This window comes from Croceicoccus gelatinilyticus, assembly GCF_018398395.1.
In the GTDB taxonomy this organism is placed as follows: Bacteria; Pseudomonadota; Alphaproteobacteria; order Sphingomonadales; family Sphingomonadaceae; genus Croceicoccus; species Croceicoccus gelatinilyticus.
Window position 1 is genome coordinate 158,332 of the sequence record NZ_JAHCBF010000003.1, and the last position, 19,453, is coordinate 177,784.

The 19,453-nt window shown below is 63.2% G+C and carries 14 protein-coding genes; 10 read left to right on the plus strand and 4 right to left on the minus strand.

Annotated elements, in window-relative coordinates:
- Nucleotides 1-60: 60 nt before the first annotated feature.
- The 6 genes from KIH45_RS08160 to KIH45_RS08185 all read left to right on the plus strand — a co-directional run bounded on the left by KIH45_RS08160 (nt 61) and on the right by KIH45_RS08185 (nt 7,465).
- A complete protein-coding gene (locus tag KIH45_RS08160) occupies nt 61-1,464 on the plus strand; it encodes an MATE family efflux transporter (RefSeq protein WP_213175517.1) in 1,404 nt (467 codons plus the stop codon).
- Between the two features lie 166 nt (nt 1,465-1,630).
- Entirely contained in the window at nt 1,631-1,918 is a 288-nt protein-coding gene (groES, locus tag KIH45_RS08165; RefSeq protein ID WP_213175518.1) for a co-chaperone GroES, read from the plus strand.
- 48 nt (nt 1,919-1,966) lie between these two features.
- The gene (groL, locus tag KIH45_RS08170; protein WP_213175519.1) at nt 1,967-3,619 is read left to right on the plus strand and encodes a chaperonin GroEL; all 1,653 of its coding nucleotides are present in this window, start codon (nt 1,967-1,969) and stop codon (nt 3,617-3,619) included.
- A 225-nt stretch (nt 3,620-3,844) separates the two neighbouring features.
- Complete coding sequence (locus KIH45_RS08175) at nt 3,845-4,252, plus strand: baeRF12 domain-containing protein (RefSeq protein WP_213175520.1); 408 nt, start codon at nt 3,845-3,847, stop codon at nt 4,250-4,252.
- 100 nt (nt 4,253-4,352) lie between these two features.
- Nucleotides 4,353-4,901 (plus strand): biliverdin-producing heme oxygenase, encoded by a 549-nt coding sequence (locus KIH45_RS08180; RefSeq protein ID WP_213175521.1) that lies wholly within the window; start codon nt 4,353-4,355, stop codon nt 4,899-4,901.
- 17 nt (nt 4,902-4,918) lie between these two features.
- Nucleotides 4,919-7,465: an HWE histidine kinase domain-containing protein gene (locus KIH45_RS08185; protein ID WP_213175729.1), complete on the plus strand. Its 2,547-nt coding sequence runs from the start codon at nt 4,919-4,921 to the stop codon at nt 7,463-7,465.
- Here KIH45_RS08185 and KIH45_RS08190 read toward each other — a convergent pair.
- A complete protein-coding gene (locus tag KIH45_RS08190) occupies nt 7,457-8,446 on the minus strand; it encodes an agmatine deiminase family protein (RefSeq protein WP_213175522.1) in 990 nt (329 codons plus the stop codon). The genes KIH45_RS08185 and KIH45_RS08190 overlap by 9 nt on opposite strands.
- A 131-nt stretch (nt 8,447-8,577) precedes the next feature.
- On the opposite strand from KIH45_RS08190, the gene KIH45_RS08195 reads away from it, so the two are divergent.
- Together KIH45_RS08195 and KIH45_RS08200 are read left to right on the plus strand one after the other, a co-directional pair.
- Nucleotides 8,578-9,027 carry a COG3650 family protein gene (locus KIH45_RS08195; RefSeq protein WP_213175523.1) on the plus strand — a complete coding sequence of 150 codons (450 nt, stop codon included), beginning with the start codon at nt 8,578-8,580 and terminating at the stop codon, nt 9,025-9,027.
- 340 nt (nt 9,028-9,367) lie between these two features.
- The gene (locus KIH45_RS08200; protein ID WP_213175524.1) at nt 9,368-11,671 is read left to right on the plus strand and encodes a CDC48 family AAA ATPase; all 2,304 of its coding nucleotides are present in this window, start codon (nt 9,368-9,370) and stop codon (nt 11,669-11,671) included.
- Between the two features lie 54 nt (nt 11,672-11,725).
- On the opposite strand, the gene KIH45_RS08205 is transcribed toward KIH45_RS08200, so the two are convergent.
- From KIH45_RS08205 to polA, 3 genes are all read right to left on the minus strand, one after another.
- On the minus strand, nt 11,726-12,826 hold the full coding sequence (locus KIH45_RS08205) for a mechanosensitive ion channel family protein (RefSeq protein ID WP_213175525.1): 1,101 nt from the start codon (nt 12,824-12,826) through the stop codon (nt 11,726-11,728).
- Nucleotides 12,827-12,899: 73 nt separating this feature from the next.
- Entirely contained in the window at nt 12,900-14,210 is a 1,311-nt protein-coding gene (locus tag KIH45_RS08210; protein ID WP_213175526.1) for a sensor histidine kinase, read from the minus strand.
- Between the two features lie 126 nt (nt 14,211-14,336).
- Nucleotides 14,337-17,240, minus strand: a complete 2,904-nt coding sequence (gene polA / locus KIH45_RS08215) for a DNA polymerase I (RefSeq protein WP_213175527.1) — start codon at nt 17,238-17,240, stop codon at nt 14,337-14,339.
- 305 nt (nt 17,241-17,545) lie between these two features.
- Between polA and KIH45_RS08220 the strand changes: the two genes are divergently transcribed.
- The gene (locus KIH45_RS08220) at nt 17,546-17,797 is read left to right on the plus strand and encodes a hypothetical protein (RefSeq protein WP_213175528.1); all 252 of its coding nucleotides are present in this window, start codon (nt 17,546-17,548) and stop codon (nt 17,795-17,797) included.
- A 160-nt stretch (nt 17,798-17,957) separates the two neighbouring features.
- Nucleotides 17,958-19,433, plus strand: coding sequence for an AMP-binding protein (locus tag KIH45_RS08225; protein WP_213175529.1), 1,476 nt, complete (start codon nt 17,958-17,960; stop codon nt 19,431-19,433).
- Nucleotides 19,434-19,453: the final 20 nt, after the last annotated feature.

The following is a 19,453-nucleotide window of genomic DNA, read 5'->3' on the forward strand; positions in this document are numbered from 1 at the left end:
AACCGCCTCAATCGAATTGTCTTTCCCCCGTCACTGACCTCGCCTAACCGGGCCGGCTTTATGACTGACGCAGCCCCCATCTCGACTCGCCATGATGCGACTTCCCTGCGCGCCGAATTCGGCGCGACGGCGCGCCTTGGCGTGCCGCTGGCGGCTGCGAACCTGTTGCAGATGGCGGTCTATGCCATCGACGTGATCTTCATTGCGCGGCTGGGCACGCAGGAACTGGCGGCAAGCACGCTGGCGACGTCGACTTACGGCCTGTCGCTGTGGTGCACGCTTGGCCTCATCAGTGCAGTCGCGCCGATGGCGGCAACGGCACTGGGGCGCGGGCGGCACGCGGTGCGCGAAGTGCGCCGCTCGTTCCGCATGGGGCTCTGGCTTGCGGCGATGGCCTGTCTGTTCGTCATGGCGATCTGCTTTCTGGCCGAAGACTTCATGCTGCTGACCGGACAATCGGCAGAAGTTGCGCGACTGGCGGGGATCTACCTCACCTGGCTCGCCCCTGCGGCGCTGCCAGTGCTGGCATCGAACGTGCTGCGTATCTTCGTCTCGACGATGGACCGGGCCGTGCTGGCCACGTGGATCACGGTCGTTGCGCTCTTCGTGAACGCGGGTTTCAACTGGCTGCTGATCTTCGGCAACTGGGGCTTCCCGGCACTGGGCCTGGGCGGCGCGGCGCTGGCCAGCGTCATCACCGCCGTCGTCGTGCTGGCCGCATATGTCATCGTCATCCAGTCGGACCGGCGTATGCGGCGGCATTACCTGTTCGGACGCCTGTGGAGGCCGGACTGGGCCCGGCTCAAGGAACTGTGGCGCGTTGGCCTGCCCATCGCGGCGATCACTCTGGCCGAGGGCGGATTGTTCTCCAGCGCGGCGTACCTCATGGGTGCGATCGGGACGCTGGAACTTGCGGCCCATACCGTCGCACTGGGCTTGGGCGCGCTCTGCTTCCAGGTGCCGTTCGGGATTGCTCAGGCAGCGACGATCCGGGTCGGCCTGCACAATGGTGCAGGCTCGCACGTCGGTGTGCACAACGCCGGTCTGACGACGATGATCGTCACGCTGGGCTTCGCGGTACTTTTCGCCGCGGCGATGCTGGGCGTGCCGAAACTGCTGCTGTCGATCTATATCGACGTCGACGCGCCGGAAAATGCCGAGCTGGTGAAGCTGGCGGTCGTCTATCTCTACGTCGCTGCCGCTTTCCAGTTGTTCGACGGGGCGCAGGCGGTTCTTGCAGGACTGTTGCGCGGCCTTTCCGATACTCGCGTGCCGTTCGTGCTGGCGGTCATCGGATATTGGCTGTTCGGCTTCGGAACCGCTTACTACCTGGGATTCCACACGGAAGTCGGCGGTCTTGGCGTCTGGATCGGACTGGCCGTCGGGCTGGTCATCACGTCGATCCTGTTGGGCTGGCGCTGGCACCGGCGCGAGAGTCTCGGGCTTGTCACTGGCGGCGTGTAATTCCGCGCGTAACGCCTTGCTGCACGCAGGCCACGATCCGTCTCGAAAAAACTTGATGAACCACGGTTGACGACCACGTTCAGCCCAACCATATGCGCCTCGCTGGCACTCTCTAGCAGGGAGTGCCAACAGGCATAACCAACCCTTTAATGGAAGAGGTCATATCATGGCATTCCGTCCGCTGCACGATCGCGTTCTGGTCGAACGCATCGAAGCCGAAGAAAAGACCGCCGGCGGGATCATCATCCCCGACAGCGCCAAGGAAAAGCCCTCGGAAGGGCGTATCGTGGCAGTTGGCACCGGCACCCGCGCCGACAACGGCACCGTCACCCCGCTCGACGTCAAGGAAGGCGACCGCGTCCTTTTCGGCAAGTGGTCGGGCACCGAAGTCAAGGTCGACGGCAAGGACCTGCTCATCATGAAGGAAAGCGACCTGCTCGGCGTCATGGCCTGAGCACCTCGCACCTTCTGACATACTGAATTCCCAAGAGGAGAAAGAACAATGGCTGCCAAGGACGTAAAGTTCTCGCGCGACGCACGCGAACGCATCCTGAAGGGTGTCGACACCCTCGCCAACGCCGTGAAGGTCACGCTGGGCCCCAAGGGCCGCAACGTCGTGATCGACAAGAGCTTCGGCGCACCCCGCATCACCAAGGACGGCGTTTCCGTCGCCAAGGAAATCGAGCTTAAGGACAAGTTCGAGAACATGGGCGCGCAGATGCTGCGCGAAGTCGCCTCGAAGGCGAACGACGCTGCCGGTGACGGCACCACCACCGCGACCGTGCTGGCCCAGGCCATCGTTCGCGAAGGCATGAAGTCGGTTGCCGCCGGCATGAACCCGATGGACCTGAAGCGCGGCATCGATCTGGCCGTCGGCAAGGTCGTAGCCGACCTGCAGGGCCGTTCGAAGGACGTTTCCGGCACTTCGGAAATCGCCCAGGTCGGCGTGATTTCGGCCAACGGCGACAAGGAAGTCGGCGAGAAGATCGCCGAAGCCATGGAAAAGGTCGGCAAGGAAGGCGTGATCACCGTCGAAGAAGCGAAGGGTCTCGAATTCGAGCTCGACGTCGTCGAAGGCATGCAGTTCGACCGCGGCTACCTGTCGCCCTACTTCGTCACCAACGCCGAGAAGATGACCGTCGAACTGGATGATCCGTACATCCTGATCCACGAAAAGAAGCTCTCGAACCTTCAGCCGATGCTCCCGATCCTGGAAGCCGTCGTGCAGTCGGGCCGTCCGCTTCTCATCATCGCGGAAGACATCGAAGGCGAAGCACTCGCCACTCTCGTCGTCAACAAGCTGCGTGGCGGCCTGAAGATCGCTGCCGTCAAGGCTCCGGGCTTCGGCGATCGTCGCAAGGCCATGCTGCAGGACATCTCGATCCTGACCAACGGCGAAATGATCAGCGAAGACCTCGGCATCAAGCTGGAAAACGTTTCGCTGAACATGCTCGGCCAGGCCAAGCGCGTCACCATCGACAAGGACAACACCACGATCGTCGACGGTTCGGGCGATGCGGAAGCCATCAAGGCCCGCGTCGAACAGATCCGTGCGCAGATCGAATCGACCACGTCGGACTACGACCGTGAAAAGCTGCAAGAACGTCTCGCCAAGCTTGCTGGCGGCGTTGCAGTCATCAAGGTCGGCGGTGCTTCGGAAGTCGAAGTGAAGGAACGCAAGGACCGCGTCGACGACGCCCTGCACGCCACGCGCGCAGCCGTCGAAGAAGGCATCGTCCCCGGCGGTGGTACGGCCCTGCTCTACGCCACCAAGGCTCTCGACGGCCTCAAGGGCGAAAACGATGACCAGACCCGCGGCGTCGACATTATCCGCCAGGCCATCATGGCCCCGGTTCGCCAGATCGCGACCAACGCCGGCTTTGACGGTGCGGTCGTCTCGGGCAACCTGCTGCGCGAAGGTGACGAAACGCAGGGCTTCAACGCTGCTACCGACGTTTACGAAAACCTCGTCGCTGCCGGCGTGATCGACCCGACCAAGGTCGTTCGCACTGCCCTGCAGGACGCAGCTTCGGTTGCCGGCCTGCTGATCACCACGGAAGCCGCGATCAGCGACATTCCGGAAGACAAGCCCGCAATGCCGGCAATGCCCGACATGGGCGGCATGGGCGGTATGGGCGGCATGGGCGGCTTCTAAGCCTCCCGCCTTCCAAGGCTCGAAAATCAGGGTCGCCGGACACGGGTTCGGCGGCCCTTTTTCGTGGCAAGCGTAAACGACTGGATGTCGTTTATCCTGATGTTGCCCTGCCCTGTCGCAGATTTGGCAACTTAACTTCGGATTTTTGCATCGGGCGGGACACTTCGGGCCTGTCGAGCGTTGCCTGAGAGAACGAAAACACGAGAAATCCGAAAAGGACGAATCATGCGACTGCCGCACAAGGCTCACCTCGCCATCGTCGATGGCGCCAGCTTCACCCTGATGCGCAACGACGGATCGCCCGATTCTCCCTCTCTCACGTCCATCGACCGTCCGGATGTAGAGGGCAGCAATTTCAGCGCGGGCGTTCGTCATCAGGACGATGTCGGCCAGCGCAAGGGCAGCACCGATCTTAACGAACTGGCCCATGCGGCCGCGGTTGCCGAATATCTCAACCAGGCGGTTCTTCAGGGCAAGATCGACAAGCTGGCCATTGCCGCCGATCCCAAGACGCTGGGCGAAATGCGCCGCCACTATCACAAGTCGCTCGAAGCTGCGCTCGTTGCCGAAGAGGCAAAGACCGTGACCGGCGAACCTGTTGCGAGGATCGAGAAAGTCCTCCTCTCCGACTGATCAGAAAGTACCCCTTGCCATGGACGGGTCGCAGTTTACCCCCACCCAATATCGGCAACCGGCGTCTGCCCGCGAAAGCGGGGCAGGCGCCGAAGCCATTATGGCCGAACCGGAAAATCGCGGCCGCACCGCGCGCTTTGTGCTGCGCGATCGCACGCGTGAAGAGCACGAGGCGACAGAGGCCGCCTTTGCGCCGTTCGACCTTGAGAATATCGACCATTACCGCGCTTTCCTGACCGCGCACGCCATGGCGTTGCCGCGGCTTGAACTGCGGGTCACCGGCCTTGGCTGGCAAAGTTGGCATCCGCGCTATCCGCGGCTTGCCGACGATCTTGCCGCGCTGCGCATTCCGCTGCCTGCGCCGATGATCGCGTTCTCCGTCACGCCGGTCACCGCATGGGGCGTGCAATACGTGCTGGAAGGATCGCGTCTGGGCGGCAAGGTCCTGTCCGACATGCTGCCTTCCGGCACGCCGCGCCGCTATCTCTCGCCCGACCCAGACATGGGTCGCAACTGGCAGTCGTTCTGCGCAGCATTCGACGATGCCTGCACGGGCGCTGACTGGCTGGACGAAGTTACCGACGCAGCTATAGAGACCTTCCGCGCATTCCGCAGGGGTGCAGCTGCCATGGCGGAGGACCTTCGTTGAACCGACCCGAGACGGGCATGGACGCGGTTGATCTTACCAACTGCGATCGTGAGCCGATTCATATCCTGGGCAATATCCAGCCCATCGGCTTTCTGATCGCGGTAGGCGCAGACTGGATCATCCAGCGCGCCGCCAATACGGAGCCTTACCTCGGGATCGAGCCGATCGGCCTGCTGGGCCGTCCGCTGCACGACATCTTCCTGCCGCACGCCCTCAATTCCTTGCGCGCGCGCGCAGGGAACTTGCGCGGCGACGATTCGGTTGAGCGGCTGTTTTCCGTGAAGCTGATTTCCGACGCCAAGGCGTTCGACGTCGCTCTCCATTTCTCGGGCCGTTCGATCGTGATCGAGTGTGAGCCCGCACGTGGTGACGAGATCGAGGTGTCCTCGCTCGTGCGCAGCATGATCACGCGGATCCAGTCGACCGAGACGATCCAGAACATCTTGCGCGAAGGTGCGCGGCAGGTCCGCCTGCTGACCGGGTTCGACCGCGTGATGGTCTATCGCTTTGGCCAGACCGGATCGGGCGAAGTCGTGGCAGAAGCGCTCGAACCGGGGATCGACAGCTTCCTCGGCCTGAACTTTCCCGCGTCCGACATCCCGAAACAGGCACGCCAGCTTTACCTGCGCAACGTCTTCCGCATCATCGCTGACGTTAATGACGAGCCCAAGCCGATCGAACCGGTCTCCCAGACTGAGCCGCTCGACCTCTCGCTCTCTCTGTTCCGCGCAGTTTCGCCGATCCACGTCGAATACCTGAAGAACATGGGCGTGCGCGCCTCGCTGTCGATCTCGATCATCATCGATGGCAAGCTGTGGGGCCTGTTCGCATGCCACCACTATAGCCCGCGCCTGCCCAGCTTTGCCGAACGAAGCGCTGCCGAATTGTTCGGGCAGATGTTCTCGCTCGTCCTCGAAAGCCGCCTGCGTTCGGAAATGAACGCCTACGAAGAAAAGGCCCGCCGCGTGGCGGACCGCCTCATGGCTGCCGCGGCGCAGGATACCGACAAGCTGACCGACGCGCAGTGGATGGGCGATCTCGTCATGGACGCGATCCCCGCCGATGGCGTTGGCGTCTTTGTCGAAGACAATGTCTCCCTCAGCGGCCTGGCTCCGAACGAGGAACAGTTCCGCCGCCTTGCCAATGTACTTAACCGGGGCGAGGCGAGCCAGATCTTCACGACCAATCGCATCTCCGAAATCCTGCCCGAGGCGGAGGAATACAGTTCCAAGGCCGCAGGTCTGCTGGCCGTACCGATTTCGCGCCGCCCGCGTGACTATGTCGTCCTTTTCCGGGCAGAACGCCTGCGCTCCGTGCGTTGGGCCGGTAATCAGGAAAAGGAAATCGAGTATGGGCCGAACGGCGCGCGCCTAACCCCGCGCAAAAGCTTCGAGGAATGGTCCGAACTCGTCCGAGGCGAAGCGGCCCCGTTTACCGACGCGGAAATGCGCGTGGCCGATGCCCTGCGCTCGACCCTGCTGGAAGTCGTGCTGCGCCTGACCGAAGCGGCCAGCGAGGATCGCCGCCGCGCGAGTGAGCAGCAAAAGCTGCTGATCAGCGAGTTGAACCACCGCGTTCGCAACATCCTCGCACTCATCCGCGCGCTTGTCGGGCAGACGAGCCGCGAGGCGGACGATGTCGGCGCGTTCATCAATACTCTCGATTCGCGCATCCAGTCGCTTGCCCGCGCGCACGATCAGTTGACTGCCGACCAGTGGGGGCCGGCGCGGCTTGAAGACCTGATCGTCACCGAGGCGAAGGCCTATTTCGAGGAAGACCGCCAGTCCGTCCGCATGGTGGGCCCCGACGTCGCGATCATGCCCGATGCTTTCACCGTCCTCGCGCTCGTAATTCACGAGCTTGTGACGAATGCGGCAAAGTACGGCGCACTCAGCGACAGCGGCACGGTCGACGTGACCTGGCAGCTCGCCGAAGACGGTTCGCTCGTCATCGACTGGCGCGAGATGGGTGGCCCCGCCGTCATGCCGCCCAAGCGGCGCGGTTTCGGTACGACCGTGATCGAGAACTCGATTCCCCACGAACTGGGGGGCGAGGCGCAGACCCATTACAAGACCGCCGGGTTCGAGGGACACTTCTCGATCCCCGCCCGTTACGTTGCGGCGTCGCGCGGCAAGGAAGTGCACAAGGCCGTGCCGGCCAACAAGTCTGGAGGCGAAGCGCTGATCACCGGAAAGCACGTGCTGTTGGTCGAAGACAGCGCACTGATCGCGCTGGACGCCGAAGATTCGCTGCGCGAACTGGGTGCTGGCGAGGTCTATCTGGCGGCCAGCAATGGCAATGCGGCCAAGGTCCTGCAAGAGCGGCAGATCGATCTCGCCGTCCTCGACTTCAATCTCGGGCGCGAGAATTCATCACCTACGGCTGAGAAGCTTCTGAACGCGGGCATCCCCTTCATCTTCGCATCCGGTTACGGCGGCGAGGAAGTGATGCCCGAGAAGTTCCAGCACGTCCCGATGATCGTGAAGCCTTACGGCACCGAACAGATGGGTCAGGCGCTGGCCGAACTAGCGGTACAGCGCAATCCCGAGGCCGGGTCAGACTGACGGCATCTGCTGGCTGGCGCAGTGAAAGCTGCCGCCACCGGCCAGAACCGCCCGAGCCGGTATGCCGATCGCGCGGCGGTCTGGAAACAGCGCGTCGACCGCCGCGACACCGTCCGCATCGTGTACCGTGCCGTAAGTTGGCACGACGACAAGGTGGGTGGTGATCGCAAAGTTCATGTAGCTTGCCGGCTCGATGAAATCGCCCGAAGTGACGAGCCCCGGTGAAGGCACGTCGACCACTTTCAGCCCCGCCGCCATGGCCCTGTCGCGCGCATCGGCATAGATCGCGCGGTTGGCATCGTCGGGGCCTGTCGGCACTGGAAGCGCGAGCGTGCCTTCGGCCACGAAGCGGGCGAGATTGTCGACATGGCCGTCGGTGTGATCGTTGAGCAGCCCGTCGCGCAGCCAGACCACGCGGTCCATGCCTAGATCGGCAGCAAGCCTGCCCTCGATATCCTCACGCGACATCTGCGGATTGCGATTGGGGTTCAGCAGGCACTGTTCGGTCGTGACGACCAGCCCGGTGCCATCCCCATCGATCGCCCCGCCTTCGAGTATCCAGTCGGCGGTTTCCAGCGGCAGTCCGGCGTCACGCGCCAGTTCCGCGCCGACGGTCTGGTCGCCGTCCATCAGGTACTTGCCGCCCCAGCCGTTGAATCCGAACCGGCGCGCCGAAAGATTGCCTGCGCCGTCGGACAGTACCAGCGGGCCGGTATCGCGCAGCCAGACATCGCCATAGACCCGCCGCTCCAGCTTGACCGCCGCGCTCGTCAACTGGCGCGCACGCATCTCGTTAGCGCCGTCGCGGACCAGCAGGCGCACTTCCTGCCCCGTTTCGGCCACCGCATTGGCGAAAGCGGCGATTTCCTCCTGGGCCTGGTCGATTACGCCGGACCATTCGGCAGGGTCGTGCGGAAAGCCGATCCAGATCCAGTCCTGCGCGTGCCATTCGGGCGGCATCCGCCAAGGTGTATCGGTCATCTTTCCGCTTTCGGTCCTAGAGTTTGTGTAAGGCGCGCAGCGGTGCCAGAGGCGGCACGGGCAGGCAATGGCTTCTTCAAGCGCAAACAGGCCGCTCGCCCATGCGTTCCCCATCTGGTAGCCATTTGGCCATGATTTCTACGAAGACCCTGATCGCCGCGTGGCTTGCCCTTACTGTCGCCGGTTGCGGCGCGAATCCCACGCCCCAACCGACAGAGACCGCCCCTGAACCGACGACCGGGCCTGCACCGGCCCCTACCGCGCTGCCAAGCGAATCGCGCTTCCCGCAATCTTTCCGCGCACTAGGCACCGAACCGTTCTGGGCCGTTCACGTCAGCGAAGGGAAACTTCGCTACATGACTCCCGAAGATCAGGAAGGCCGCCAGATCGACATCCAGCGCGAGCAGACGGAGGGCGACGAACTTGCCCTTACCGGCACGCTGGAGGACGAGGCGCTGACGCTTTCCGTTACGGTAGAGCCGTGTTCGGACGGAATGTCGGACCGCAATTACCCCTTCGCCGCCACTTTGCGGCTGGGCGAGGCCACCCTCAACGGGTGCGCCCGACCCACCGAACCTTGATGTTGCAGCGCACAATAATTTTTGCCACTTCGCCCTAGCGATATGGATAGGGTTATATCGCCCTGACGAATGTCATTAAAAAACATTGATTTAGATCAACAGTTGCAATTACTGCAACCTTGTTTTCTCTTTTCGCACTTGCGAGATAGCGCCCGAATCCGCATTCAGGAGGGGCCTTACAGGCATCCTCTCCCAAACTTATACGGCCCGGTCGGTTCTTCCGCCCGGGCCTTTTTTTGTCCGTAATCCGCGCATGCACCGCCCGTGCCGGTTTGCATCCGGCGGAACCACTTCCCATCTCGTCCTTTGACACCGTACCAGGCAGGACGAGGACGAATTCATGGCCGACGCAGGCGCTGCGATCGAAAACGAGGTCAAGCTGCAGGTCGCAGCCGCAAAGCAGGAGGAATCGGGCCACGGTATCGCCCGCATCCCCCGCACCGCGATGGCCACACTGGGCATTACCGAAGGCGATGTGATCGAGATCGAGGGCAAGCGCACGACGCCGGCCCGCGCCCTTTTGCCCTACCCTGAAGACGAAGGGCTGGACGTCATCCGCCTCGACGGGCTTGAGCGCGGTAATGCCGAAGTCGGTTCGGGTGAGCATGTCTGCGTCCGCAAGGCCGAATCGCGCCCCGCCACCCGCGTTGTCTTCGCCCCGGCCCAGCGCGAAATGCGCCTGCAAGGCCCGGCAGAGGCGCTGCGCCGCAATTTCTTTGGCCGCCCGCTGACCGCCGGCGACCTTGTCGCCACGCGCGGACAGCAGCGCGTGCAGGACATGCCGCCCGAAATCGCACGCATGTTCAACGCGCCCGCCTATGCGCTGACGCAGATTCGCCTTTCCGTCGTGTCGACCAGCCCCAAGGGCATCGTCCACATCGACGAGAATACCGAAGTCGAGCTGAAGGCCGAGTTCGAGGAACCGCGCGATGCGCGCGCATCGGTCAATTACGACGACGTCGGCGGGATGAGCGAGACCATCCAGCAGCTTCGCGAGATGGTCGAATTGCCGCTGCGTTACCCCGAACTCTTCACCCGTCTTGGCGTCGATCCGCCGAAGGGCGTCCTGCTGCACGGCCCGCCGGGCACCGGCAAGACGCGCCTGGCCCAGGCCGTCGCCAACGAATCGGATGCGAACTTCTTCCTGATCAACGGTCCCGAGATCATGGGTTCGGCCTATGGCGAATCCGAAAAGCGGCTTCGCGAGGTGTTCGAGGAAGCCGAGAAGAACAGCCCCTCGATCGTCTTCATCGACGAGATCGATTCGATCGCGCCCAAGCGCCAGAACGTGCAGGGCGAGGCGGAAAAGCGCCTTGTCGCACAGCTGCTGACGCTGATGGACGGGCTTCAGGCGCGCTCCAACCTCGTCGTCATCGCGGCCACCAACCGGCCCGACGCGATTGACGAGGCGCTGCGCCGTCCGGGCCGCTTCGACCGCGAGATCATCGTCGGCGTGCCGGACGAGAAGGGTCGCAAGGAAATCCTCGCCATCCACACCCGCGGCATGCCGCTGGACGATGACGTCGACCTCAAGGAACTGGCCCGAACGACGCATGGTTTCGTCGGTGCAGACCTTGCCGCTTTGGCACGTGAAGCCGCGATCGACGCGGTGCGCCGGATCATGCCGCGCATCGATCTCGACGCCCGCACGATCCCGCCCGAAGTTCTCGACGATCTGAAGGTCGTTCGCGACGACTTCATCTCGGCATCAAAGCGCATCCAGCCCAGCGCCATGCGCGAAGTCATGGTGCAGGCCCCGTCGGTCGGCTGGTCCGACATCGGCGGGCTCGACGATGCGACCGAAATGCTGCGTGAAGGCGTGGAACTGCCGCTGAAGAACCCCGATGCGTTCAAGCGGCTCGGCATCCGTCCGGCCAAGGGCTTCCTGCTCTATGGTCCGCCGGGCACCGGCAAGACCCTGCTGGCCAAGGCCGTCGCCAAGGAAGCAGAGGCGAACTTCATCTCGATGAAGTCGTCCGACCTGCTTTCGAAGTGGTACGGCGAGAGCGAACAGCAGATTTCCAAGCTCTTCGCCCGCGCCCGCCAGGTCGCGCCATGCGTCGTCTTCATCGACGAGATCGACAGCCTTGTCCCGGCCCGTGGGTCCAGTGGCAACGAGCCGCAGGTCACCGCGCGTGTGGTCAACACGATCCTTGCCGAAATGGACGGACTGGAAGAACTGCAGTCGATCGTCGTGATCGGGGCCACCAACCGGCCCACGCTGGTCGACCCTGCGCTGCTGCGTCCGGGGCGTTTCGACGAACTGGTATATGTTGGCGCGCCGAACGAGCCGGGCCGTCATCACATCCTAAAGATCCACACGTCCGCGATGCCGCTGGCCGAAGACGTGGATCTGGCCGCCATCGCCAAGCATACAGAGCGCTACACCGGCGCGGACCTTGAAGACGTGGTGCGCCGCGCGGGCCTTAACGCCATCCGGCGCGAGGGATCGAAGGTGTCGTCCGTCAACAAGGCCGATTTCGAAGACGCGCTGAAGGATTCGCGCCCCACGGTGACCGACCGGATGGAGAGCGAGTACGCCAAGATGCGCGGCGAGTTGAAACGCCGCGCGGCAGAAGTGAACCCGATCGGGTTCGTTACGCCGGGGATGCTGAGTTCGACCCGCGACAACAAGCACGAATAAGCAAAAGGCCCGCCATCACGGCGGGCCTTTTTATATCTGCCCTGTTTATTTGGATCAGCCCTGCGAAAGGGCCGGTGCTCCTTCGATCCGCACCGGCTCTGTCGCGCGCAGACGCTGGCTGGCGATGGCATCGGGCATTTCACGGCGCAGCCAGTCCATCATCGTCTCGCGAATGGCGACACGCAGGTCCCAAAGCTCCTGCGCTCCTGTGGAACTGACCAGCAAACGCACTTCCATCGCGTGTGGCTTGAGGTCGGTGACCTGCACGTTCTGCACGCGCCCGTCGAAAAGCTCATGTTCAGCGATCTGGCGCTCGAACTCCGCACGGATCGGGGCGACGTCAGTGGCCGGATCGACGTAGAGCATGATTGAGCCGAGAAGCTGCGAGCCGCGCTTGGTCCAGTTCTGAAAAGTCTCTTCAAGGAACTTCGTCGTGGGCACGACAAGGCGGCGTTCGTCCCAGATCTTCACGACCACGTAAGTCGTCTTGATATCCTCGATCCGGCCCCATTCACCATCCACGATCACGACATCGTCGATCGCGATCGGTTCGGTGACGGCCATCTGCATACCCGCAATCAGGGACTTGAGCGCAGGCTGAGCCGCTGCACCGACGGCAAGGCCGGCAAGACCCGCAGACGCCATCAACGTCACGCCAATATCGCGAACGCCGGGGATGGAGAGCAACATCAGGCCCACGGTCACGAAGATGATCACTGCCGTGCCTATGCGAGAGAAAATCGCCAGACGGGTCCGCTTGCGCCGCGCGCGCTGGTTGTCGGCCACGGTGATATCGGCCCGGATCGTCATCGCGTGAATGAAGGCGTGCAGAACGGCAAGCGCGATCCAGCCCACCAGCGCGGGCATGACGAAGCCTGCCACCCGCTCCCACACCTTTTCCAGCAACGGGATTTCCCGTGCCGCAAGAACGAGACCCAGCGCGATCAGGGCATAGCGCGATGGCCGCGCCAGTTTGCGGACCAGCAGGTCATCGGTACTGCTGTCGCTGCCCTTGGCGAACTTGCGCAATATCCTGAAAATGATCCGGTGAATGACGAGCGCAACCAGGATCGCAAGGGCGGCAGCACCCAGCGCGATTGCCGTGTTGATCATCCATGGAGGGGTTTCGGCGAGCAGGTCCTGAATCGCTTGCATGCGATCGAACCTAGGTTGCTGCACTGCAACATTCAACGCCCCCTGACGCGAAAGGCAGGCAATCGGACGCGGTTCAGACCGTGGTGGTCGCTGTCGTATGGGGGAAGCGGATGTCCACGACCATGCCCTGATCGTTGAATTCGCGGTCGATCGTGCCGCTCAACTGGCGGGCGCTGCTTTGCATCAGCATCGAACCGAAACCCTGCCGTTCCGTCGGTGCCTTGGGCGAGGGCGAGGTTTCCTGCCAGCGGATCTGCAGCGCGCGATCGTCACCCGAACCTTCATAAGTCCAGTTGATCGCGATCTTCCCGCCCACATTGGACCACGCGCCATACTTGACCGCATTGGTCGTCAGTTCGTGGAGCACGAGGCCCAGCGGCGTTGCCTCTCGCGGTGTCAGTTCGACATCGGGGCCGGACACTTCGAACTGGTTGCCCTCGTCCGAATAGGGCGCAAGCACCTTGTCGACAAGCACGCGCATACGCGCCGTGCCATCGGTATCCTTGCCCTGCGTCGCCTCATGCGCGTCAAGCAGCGCGTGGATGCGGGCCGAGATACTGTCGACGACGGGCTTGGCCTCGGGCTTGTCGCGCGCGCTCATCCGCACGATGGCGAGGATGACGGCAAACAGGTTCTTCACGCGGTGATTGAGCTCGTGCGCGAGCAGGTCGGCCCGATCGCGGGCTTCGGCCAGTTGCGCGGCCTGTGCGGCCTGCGCTTCGGCATGGGTGGCGCGCACTGTAGACCATAGACCCAAGCCCAGTGAGCCTAGCGTCAGCAGGAGCGTAACCGACAAAAGCGGCAGCACGCGGTCTTCCGCTGCCGCTGCTTCCTGCGTGGCAGAGGCGAGGATGCCCTGTTCCAGCGCTTCCATCTCCGACAGCGAATTGCGCAAACGCTCCATCGCGATGCGGCCTTCGTCGGACAGGATACGCTGCTGCGCATCGCGGATTTCGCCGCGATCGATCATCGCCACGGTCTTGGCCAGCTGGTCGAACTTCGTATCGGCGTGCTGCTCAATCGTTGAGAGCAGTTCTTCCTGCCGCGGCAGCATTCCCGCGGCCTCGACTTCGGTTTTCAGGTTGTCCATCGACCGGGGATAGAGCGCGCGGCCAAATTCGTATGAGGCGAGATACCGCTTGTCGAGCGTGATGAAATAGCCGCGCTGCCCTGCCTCGGCATTGATCGCGGCACGGTCGATATCGCGCAGCGCAACCATGATCTCGTTCGTACGCTCGACCTGCTCACGCTCGGCCCGCTCGCTCGCGATCGTGGACCAGACGAGCAGCAAGCTGCCAATCAGGCCGATCGCGGTCAGGGTCAGGACGAGCAGGATCGGCGCACGGCGCTGGCGCGTGCCTCCGGTCTCGTCGGACCGTAACATGCTCAAAAGTGGCGCTGACATTCTACGCTAACCGTCCAAACACCCGTCTTGTAGGCGACAACAGGGTCCGCCTCTGTCCGGCACAATCGCTGCGGCGTCAATCGGCTTGCCGCCCGATCAAGCCGCTTAGTGCGCCTCACCCCACGACTTGCCCGTGCCGATATCGATGCCCAGCGGCACGTCGAGCGTGACGGACGGCAGCGCGGCTTCGGCCATGACGCGTTCGATGATCGGGCTGGCGGCGGCAACGTCGCCTTCGGGCAGTTCGAAGACGAGTTCGTCGTGCACCTGCAGCAGCATCCGCACGTCCTTCAGCCCCGCATCGCGCAGCGCGGGCATCATGCGGGCCATGGCGCGCTTGATGATGTCGGCGCTGGTGCCCTGGATCGGCGCGTTGATCGCGGCGCGTTCGGCGCCCTGACGCTCGGCCTGGTTCTTGGAGTTGATGTTGCGGAAGTGTGTCTTTCGCCCGAACAGCGTTTCGGAATACCCGCACTCGCGCACTTTCTCGAGCGTGGCGACGATGTAGCGCTGGATGCCGGGAAACCGCTCGAAATAGCGGTCGATCATGCCCTGCGCCTCGTCTGCGTCGGTGCCCAGCCGTCCGGCAAGGCCCCAGCGCGAAATGCCATAGAGGATCGCGAAGTTGATCGTCTTGGCCTGCGCGCGGGTGTCGCGGGTAACCTCACCATACATTTCGAGAGCGGTGCGCGCGTGAATGTCCTCGCCGTTGGCGAATGCCTCTTTCAGCGGCGGAACATCGGCCATGTGCGCAGCCAGCCGCAGTTCGATCTGGCTGTAGTCGGCGGCGAGCAGGACATTGCCTTCCTCGGCCACGAAAGCCTCGCGGATGCGGCGGCCCGTCTCGGTGCGGATCGGGATGTTCTGCAAGTTCGGATCGGTCGACGAAAGCCGCCCCGTCTGCGCGCCGACAAGGCTGTAGCTCGTGTGCACGCGGCCCGTGCGCGGGTTGATCGCTTCCTGCAGCGCGTCGGTGTAAGTCGAACGCAGCTTCGACAGCTGGCGCCAGTCGAGCACGCGCGCGGCCATGTCCACGCCTTGCGAGGCCAGCCCTTCGAGTACCGACTGGTCGGTCGAATACTGCCCGCTCTTGCCCTTCTTGCCACCCTTGTAGCCCATCTTGTCGAACAGGATTTCGCCAAGTTGCTTGGGGCTGCCGACGGTGAACGGCTCTCCGGCCATTTCGTGAATCTGTTTTTCCAGCGCGTCGATCTGGCCGCCGAATTCAGACGAAAGCCCCGACAGGAACTCGCGGTCGACCTTGATGCCTTCGCGCTCCATCCCCGCGACGACAGGGATCAGCGGGCGGTCGACCTGTTCGTAGATACGCGTCGCGCCTTCGTCGGCGACGCGCTGGCGCAGGACCTTCCAGAGCCGCCAGGTCACGTCCGCGTCCTCGGCCGCATAGCGCGTCGCCTTGTCGAGCGTGACGGCGCTGAACGGGATCTGTTTCTTGCCGGTGCCGCAGATGTCCTTGAAGGTCAGGGTGGTGTGACCAAGGTGCGTTTCAGCCAGTGAGTCCATGCCATGCGCCTGCCCGATACCGCCCCCGCCGCGCCCTGCGTCGAGGTCGAAGGACAGGATCATCGTGTCCTCCACCGGCCCCATCGCGATGTCGTGACGGGAAAGCACGTTGATGTCGTACTTGATATTCTGCCCGACCTTCAGGACGGCATCGCTTTCTAGCAGCGGCTTCAGCTTTGCCAGCGCCACGTCCAGCGCGATCTGCTCGGGCTTTTCGGCGAACATGTCGTCGCTGCCGTGGCCGAGCGGGATATAGCAGGCGTCATTGGGGCCCAGCGCAAGACTGACACCTGCCAGTTCGGCACGCATCGCGTCGAGCGAGCTGGTCTCGGTATCGATGGCGACCGCGTGGGCCGCAAAGGCGCGTTCGATCCACGCGTCGAGCCGGTCGGCGCTCTGCACGCATTCATAGCTGTCGAGGTCGATCTTCGGCCATTCGGGCAGCGGCTGGCGCGTCGCGCCCTCGACCTTGTCGGCAGCCGCGTTCTCGGCTTTGGCTGGATTGAGGTCGGTGGGCCGCGCAGGGCTGCCAGCACCAGTGCCCAGGCGCTTCAACAGCGAGGTGAAGCCGTGCTTCGACAGGAACGCCGCCAGCGGATCGGGCGGAATGCCGTCGAGCGCGAAGTCCTCCAGCTCCATCGGAAGATCGCAATCCTCCTTCAGCTGCACGAGCTCGCGGGACAGGCGCGCCATCTCCGCATGCTCGATGAGGTTTTCCTTCATCTTGGACTTCTTCATGTCAGGCGCGGCGGTCAGCACGGCCTCAAGCGTGCCGTATTCGTTGATCAGCTTCGATGCCGTTTTCGGCCCGATACCGCGAACGCCCGGCACATTGTCGACGCTGTCGCCCATGAGCGCGAGGACGTCGCCAAGCTGTTCGGGCAGGACGCCGAACTTTTCCTGCACTTCGGGAATGTCGATCCGCGCGTTCTTCATCGTGTCGAGCATGTCGACGCAGCCGCCCTCGACCCCGTCGTCGGCATCGCCGCACTTGCCGACAAGCTGCATCAGGTCCTTGTCCGAGGACACGATCGTCACGTCCCAGCCCTTGCGCGTCGCAGCACGGGCATAGCTGGCGATAAGATCGTCGGCTTCCAGCAGGTCTTCCTCGATACAGGGCAGGCTGAAGGCGCGGGTGGCATCGCGGATCAGCGGGAACTGCGGCACCAGGTCCTCGGGCGGCGGCGGGCGGTTCGCCTTGTATTCGGGGAACAGGTCATGCCGGAACGAACGCGATGCCTTGTCCAGAATCACCGCAAGGTGTGTCGGCCCATCCGCATCGTCGAGGTCCTGCGCCAGCTTCCACAGCATCGTCGTATAGCCATAGACCGCGCCAACGGGCGTACCCTCGGGATCGGTCAGCGGCGGCAGGCGGTGATAGGCGCGGAAGATATAGGCCGACCCGTCGACGAGGTAGAGGTGCGGCTTGCGATTCGCAGCGTCGGACGGTTTTTCGGCGGAGGGTTTCGTGTCGGCATCGCTCATGGCCATGGGGATTAGCAGGGGGTCGCGGGAAGGTCAGCCGCTGATTTGGCGAAAGATGTCGGCAAATGTGCGTTCGATCAGGCGCAATCCTCGTGCGACAAAATGACGTTTGCCCCAATTCCGCCTCATTACGCCGCATTGTTGCCTAGATAAGGTGCCATACGGACAGTGGCGCGTTGTGCGAGAACGCTTGCATCCAGATTCGGAAGAGTTTATTCCTGCTCTCATGGTTCGATCTATGAGGGTCGGATCGCATGTGTCTGAGGGGTCTCGGCACATACTATTCGAAAGAAGGATGCATATTCATGCGCAAGATCATTCTCGCTGCTGCCGCTGCTGGCGCTGCTCTCTCGCTCACGGCTTGCTCGGAAGGCACCGAAGAGTCGGCTGAAGCCACCGTTGATTCGGCTGTTGCCGACACCGAAGAAAACATGGACGAAGCCGGCGCAGCCGTCGACGAAGCCATGGACGAAGCTGCTGCTGACGCTGACGAAGCTGCTGCTGAAGTCGAAGCTGAAGTCGAGAACGAATCGGTTGAAGAAGCTCAGGCTGACTAAGCCAAAGCTCTCAGCTTTTCGAAAAGGGCGTGGGAACTTCGGTTCCCGCGCCTTTTTTGTTGCCTCCGGTCCGGATGACGGAAACCGATCAGGCTCGACTTGAACAGCGCCGTCCGCAAAGGCATCTGCGACAGGTCCAACCTGCAGGAGACCGCCACCGATGGCCAGCCTTTACGACCGTTTCGCCCGCAGCTTCGCCGAATATGGCGAAAGGACCGCGATCGAAACGGATGCGAGAAACTGGACTTACGCCGATCTGGAAGAAGCGGCGGGGCGCCTTGCCAGTCGGCTGAAGGCGCGCGGCGTTCGCGCGGGCGAGCGTGTGCTGGTCCAGACCGAGAAATCGGTCGAAACGGTGGCCCTTTACCTCGCCACCTTGCGTTGCGGCGCGATCTACCTGCCGCTCAACAACGACTACACCGAAAGCGAGCTGGCCTATTTCGTGGGTGATGCGACGCCCGTGATCGCGGTCTGCCGCGAAGCCTCGCGCAAGTTGTTCGCCCGCATCGGCGGCAGCGACCTTGCCGTGACGACGCTGGAAGAGCTGTTCGACAACTTGCCGCAGGACGCGATCGACGCTGTTTCGCGCGATGACGACGATATCGCGGCGATCCTCTATACCTCGGGCACGACGGGCAAACCAAAGGGCGCGATGCTGACGCACCGCAATCTTGTCTCGAACGGAGAGATGCTGGTCGATTTCTGGCAGTTTACGGAACGGGACCGCCTGATCCACGCACTGCCGATCTTTCACGTCCACGGCCTCTTCGTGGCCCTGCACTGCGCGCTGTTCTCGGGCGCGACGGTAATCTTCCAGACTAAGTTCGACGCCAAGGCCGCCTTGGCCGCCATGCCCGATGCGACGGTGATGATGGGCGTGCCCACGTTCTACATCCGCCTGCTGGCCGAGGATGGCTTTAACGCAGACGCCGCGCGCAACATGCGGCTTTTCATCTCCGGCTCCGCGCCATTGTCCGCCGACATTCACCGCGCATTCGAAGCGCGATCGGGGCACCGCGTGCTCGAACGGTATGGCATGACCGAAACGGGCATGCTCTGCTCCAACCCCTATGAGGGCGAACGCAAGGCAGGCTTCGTCGGCCCGCCGCTTCCGGGCGTGGACTTGCGCATTGCCGATGGCGAGGGACAGGCACTGCCGCAGGGCGAGGTCGGCATCGTCGAGGTGAAAGGCCCCAACGTCTTTGCCGGATACTGGCAAATGCCCGAAAAGACCGAGTCGGAATTCCGCGCCGACGGGTTCTTCATCACGGGCGACATGGGGCTGATCGACGCGGACGGCTATGTGCAACTGGTCGGGCGCGAGAAGGATCTCATCATCACCGGCGGGCTGAACGTCTATCCGGCAGAGGTAGAGGCGCTACTGGACGACCGCGAAGACGTGGCCGAAGCCGCCGTGATCGGCGTGCCGCATCCCGATTTCGGCGAGGCGGTCGTCGCGGTTCTGCGCGCCTATGGCGAGATTGATGCCGATGCCGTGCGCGAAGAGATGAAGCGCGACCTGGCCGGCTTCAAGGTGCCCAAGGCGGTCATCGTCATCGACGAGATGCCGCGCAACACCATGGGCAAGATACAGAAAAAGGCGCTGCGCGAACGCTACGCCTCTCTCTTCGAATAATTCGGGCCCCTCTCTTCGAG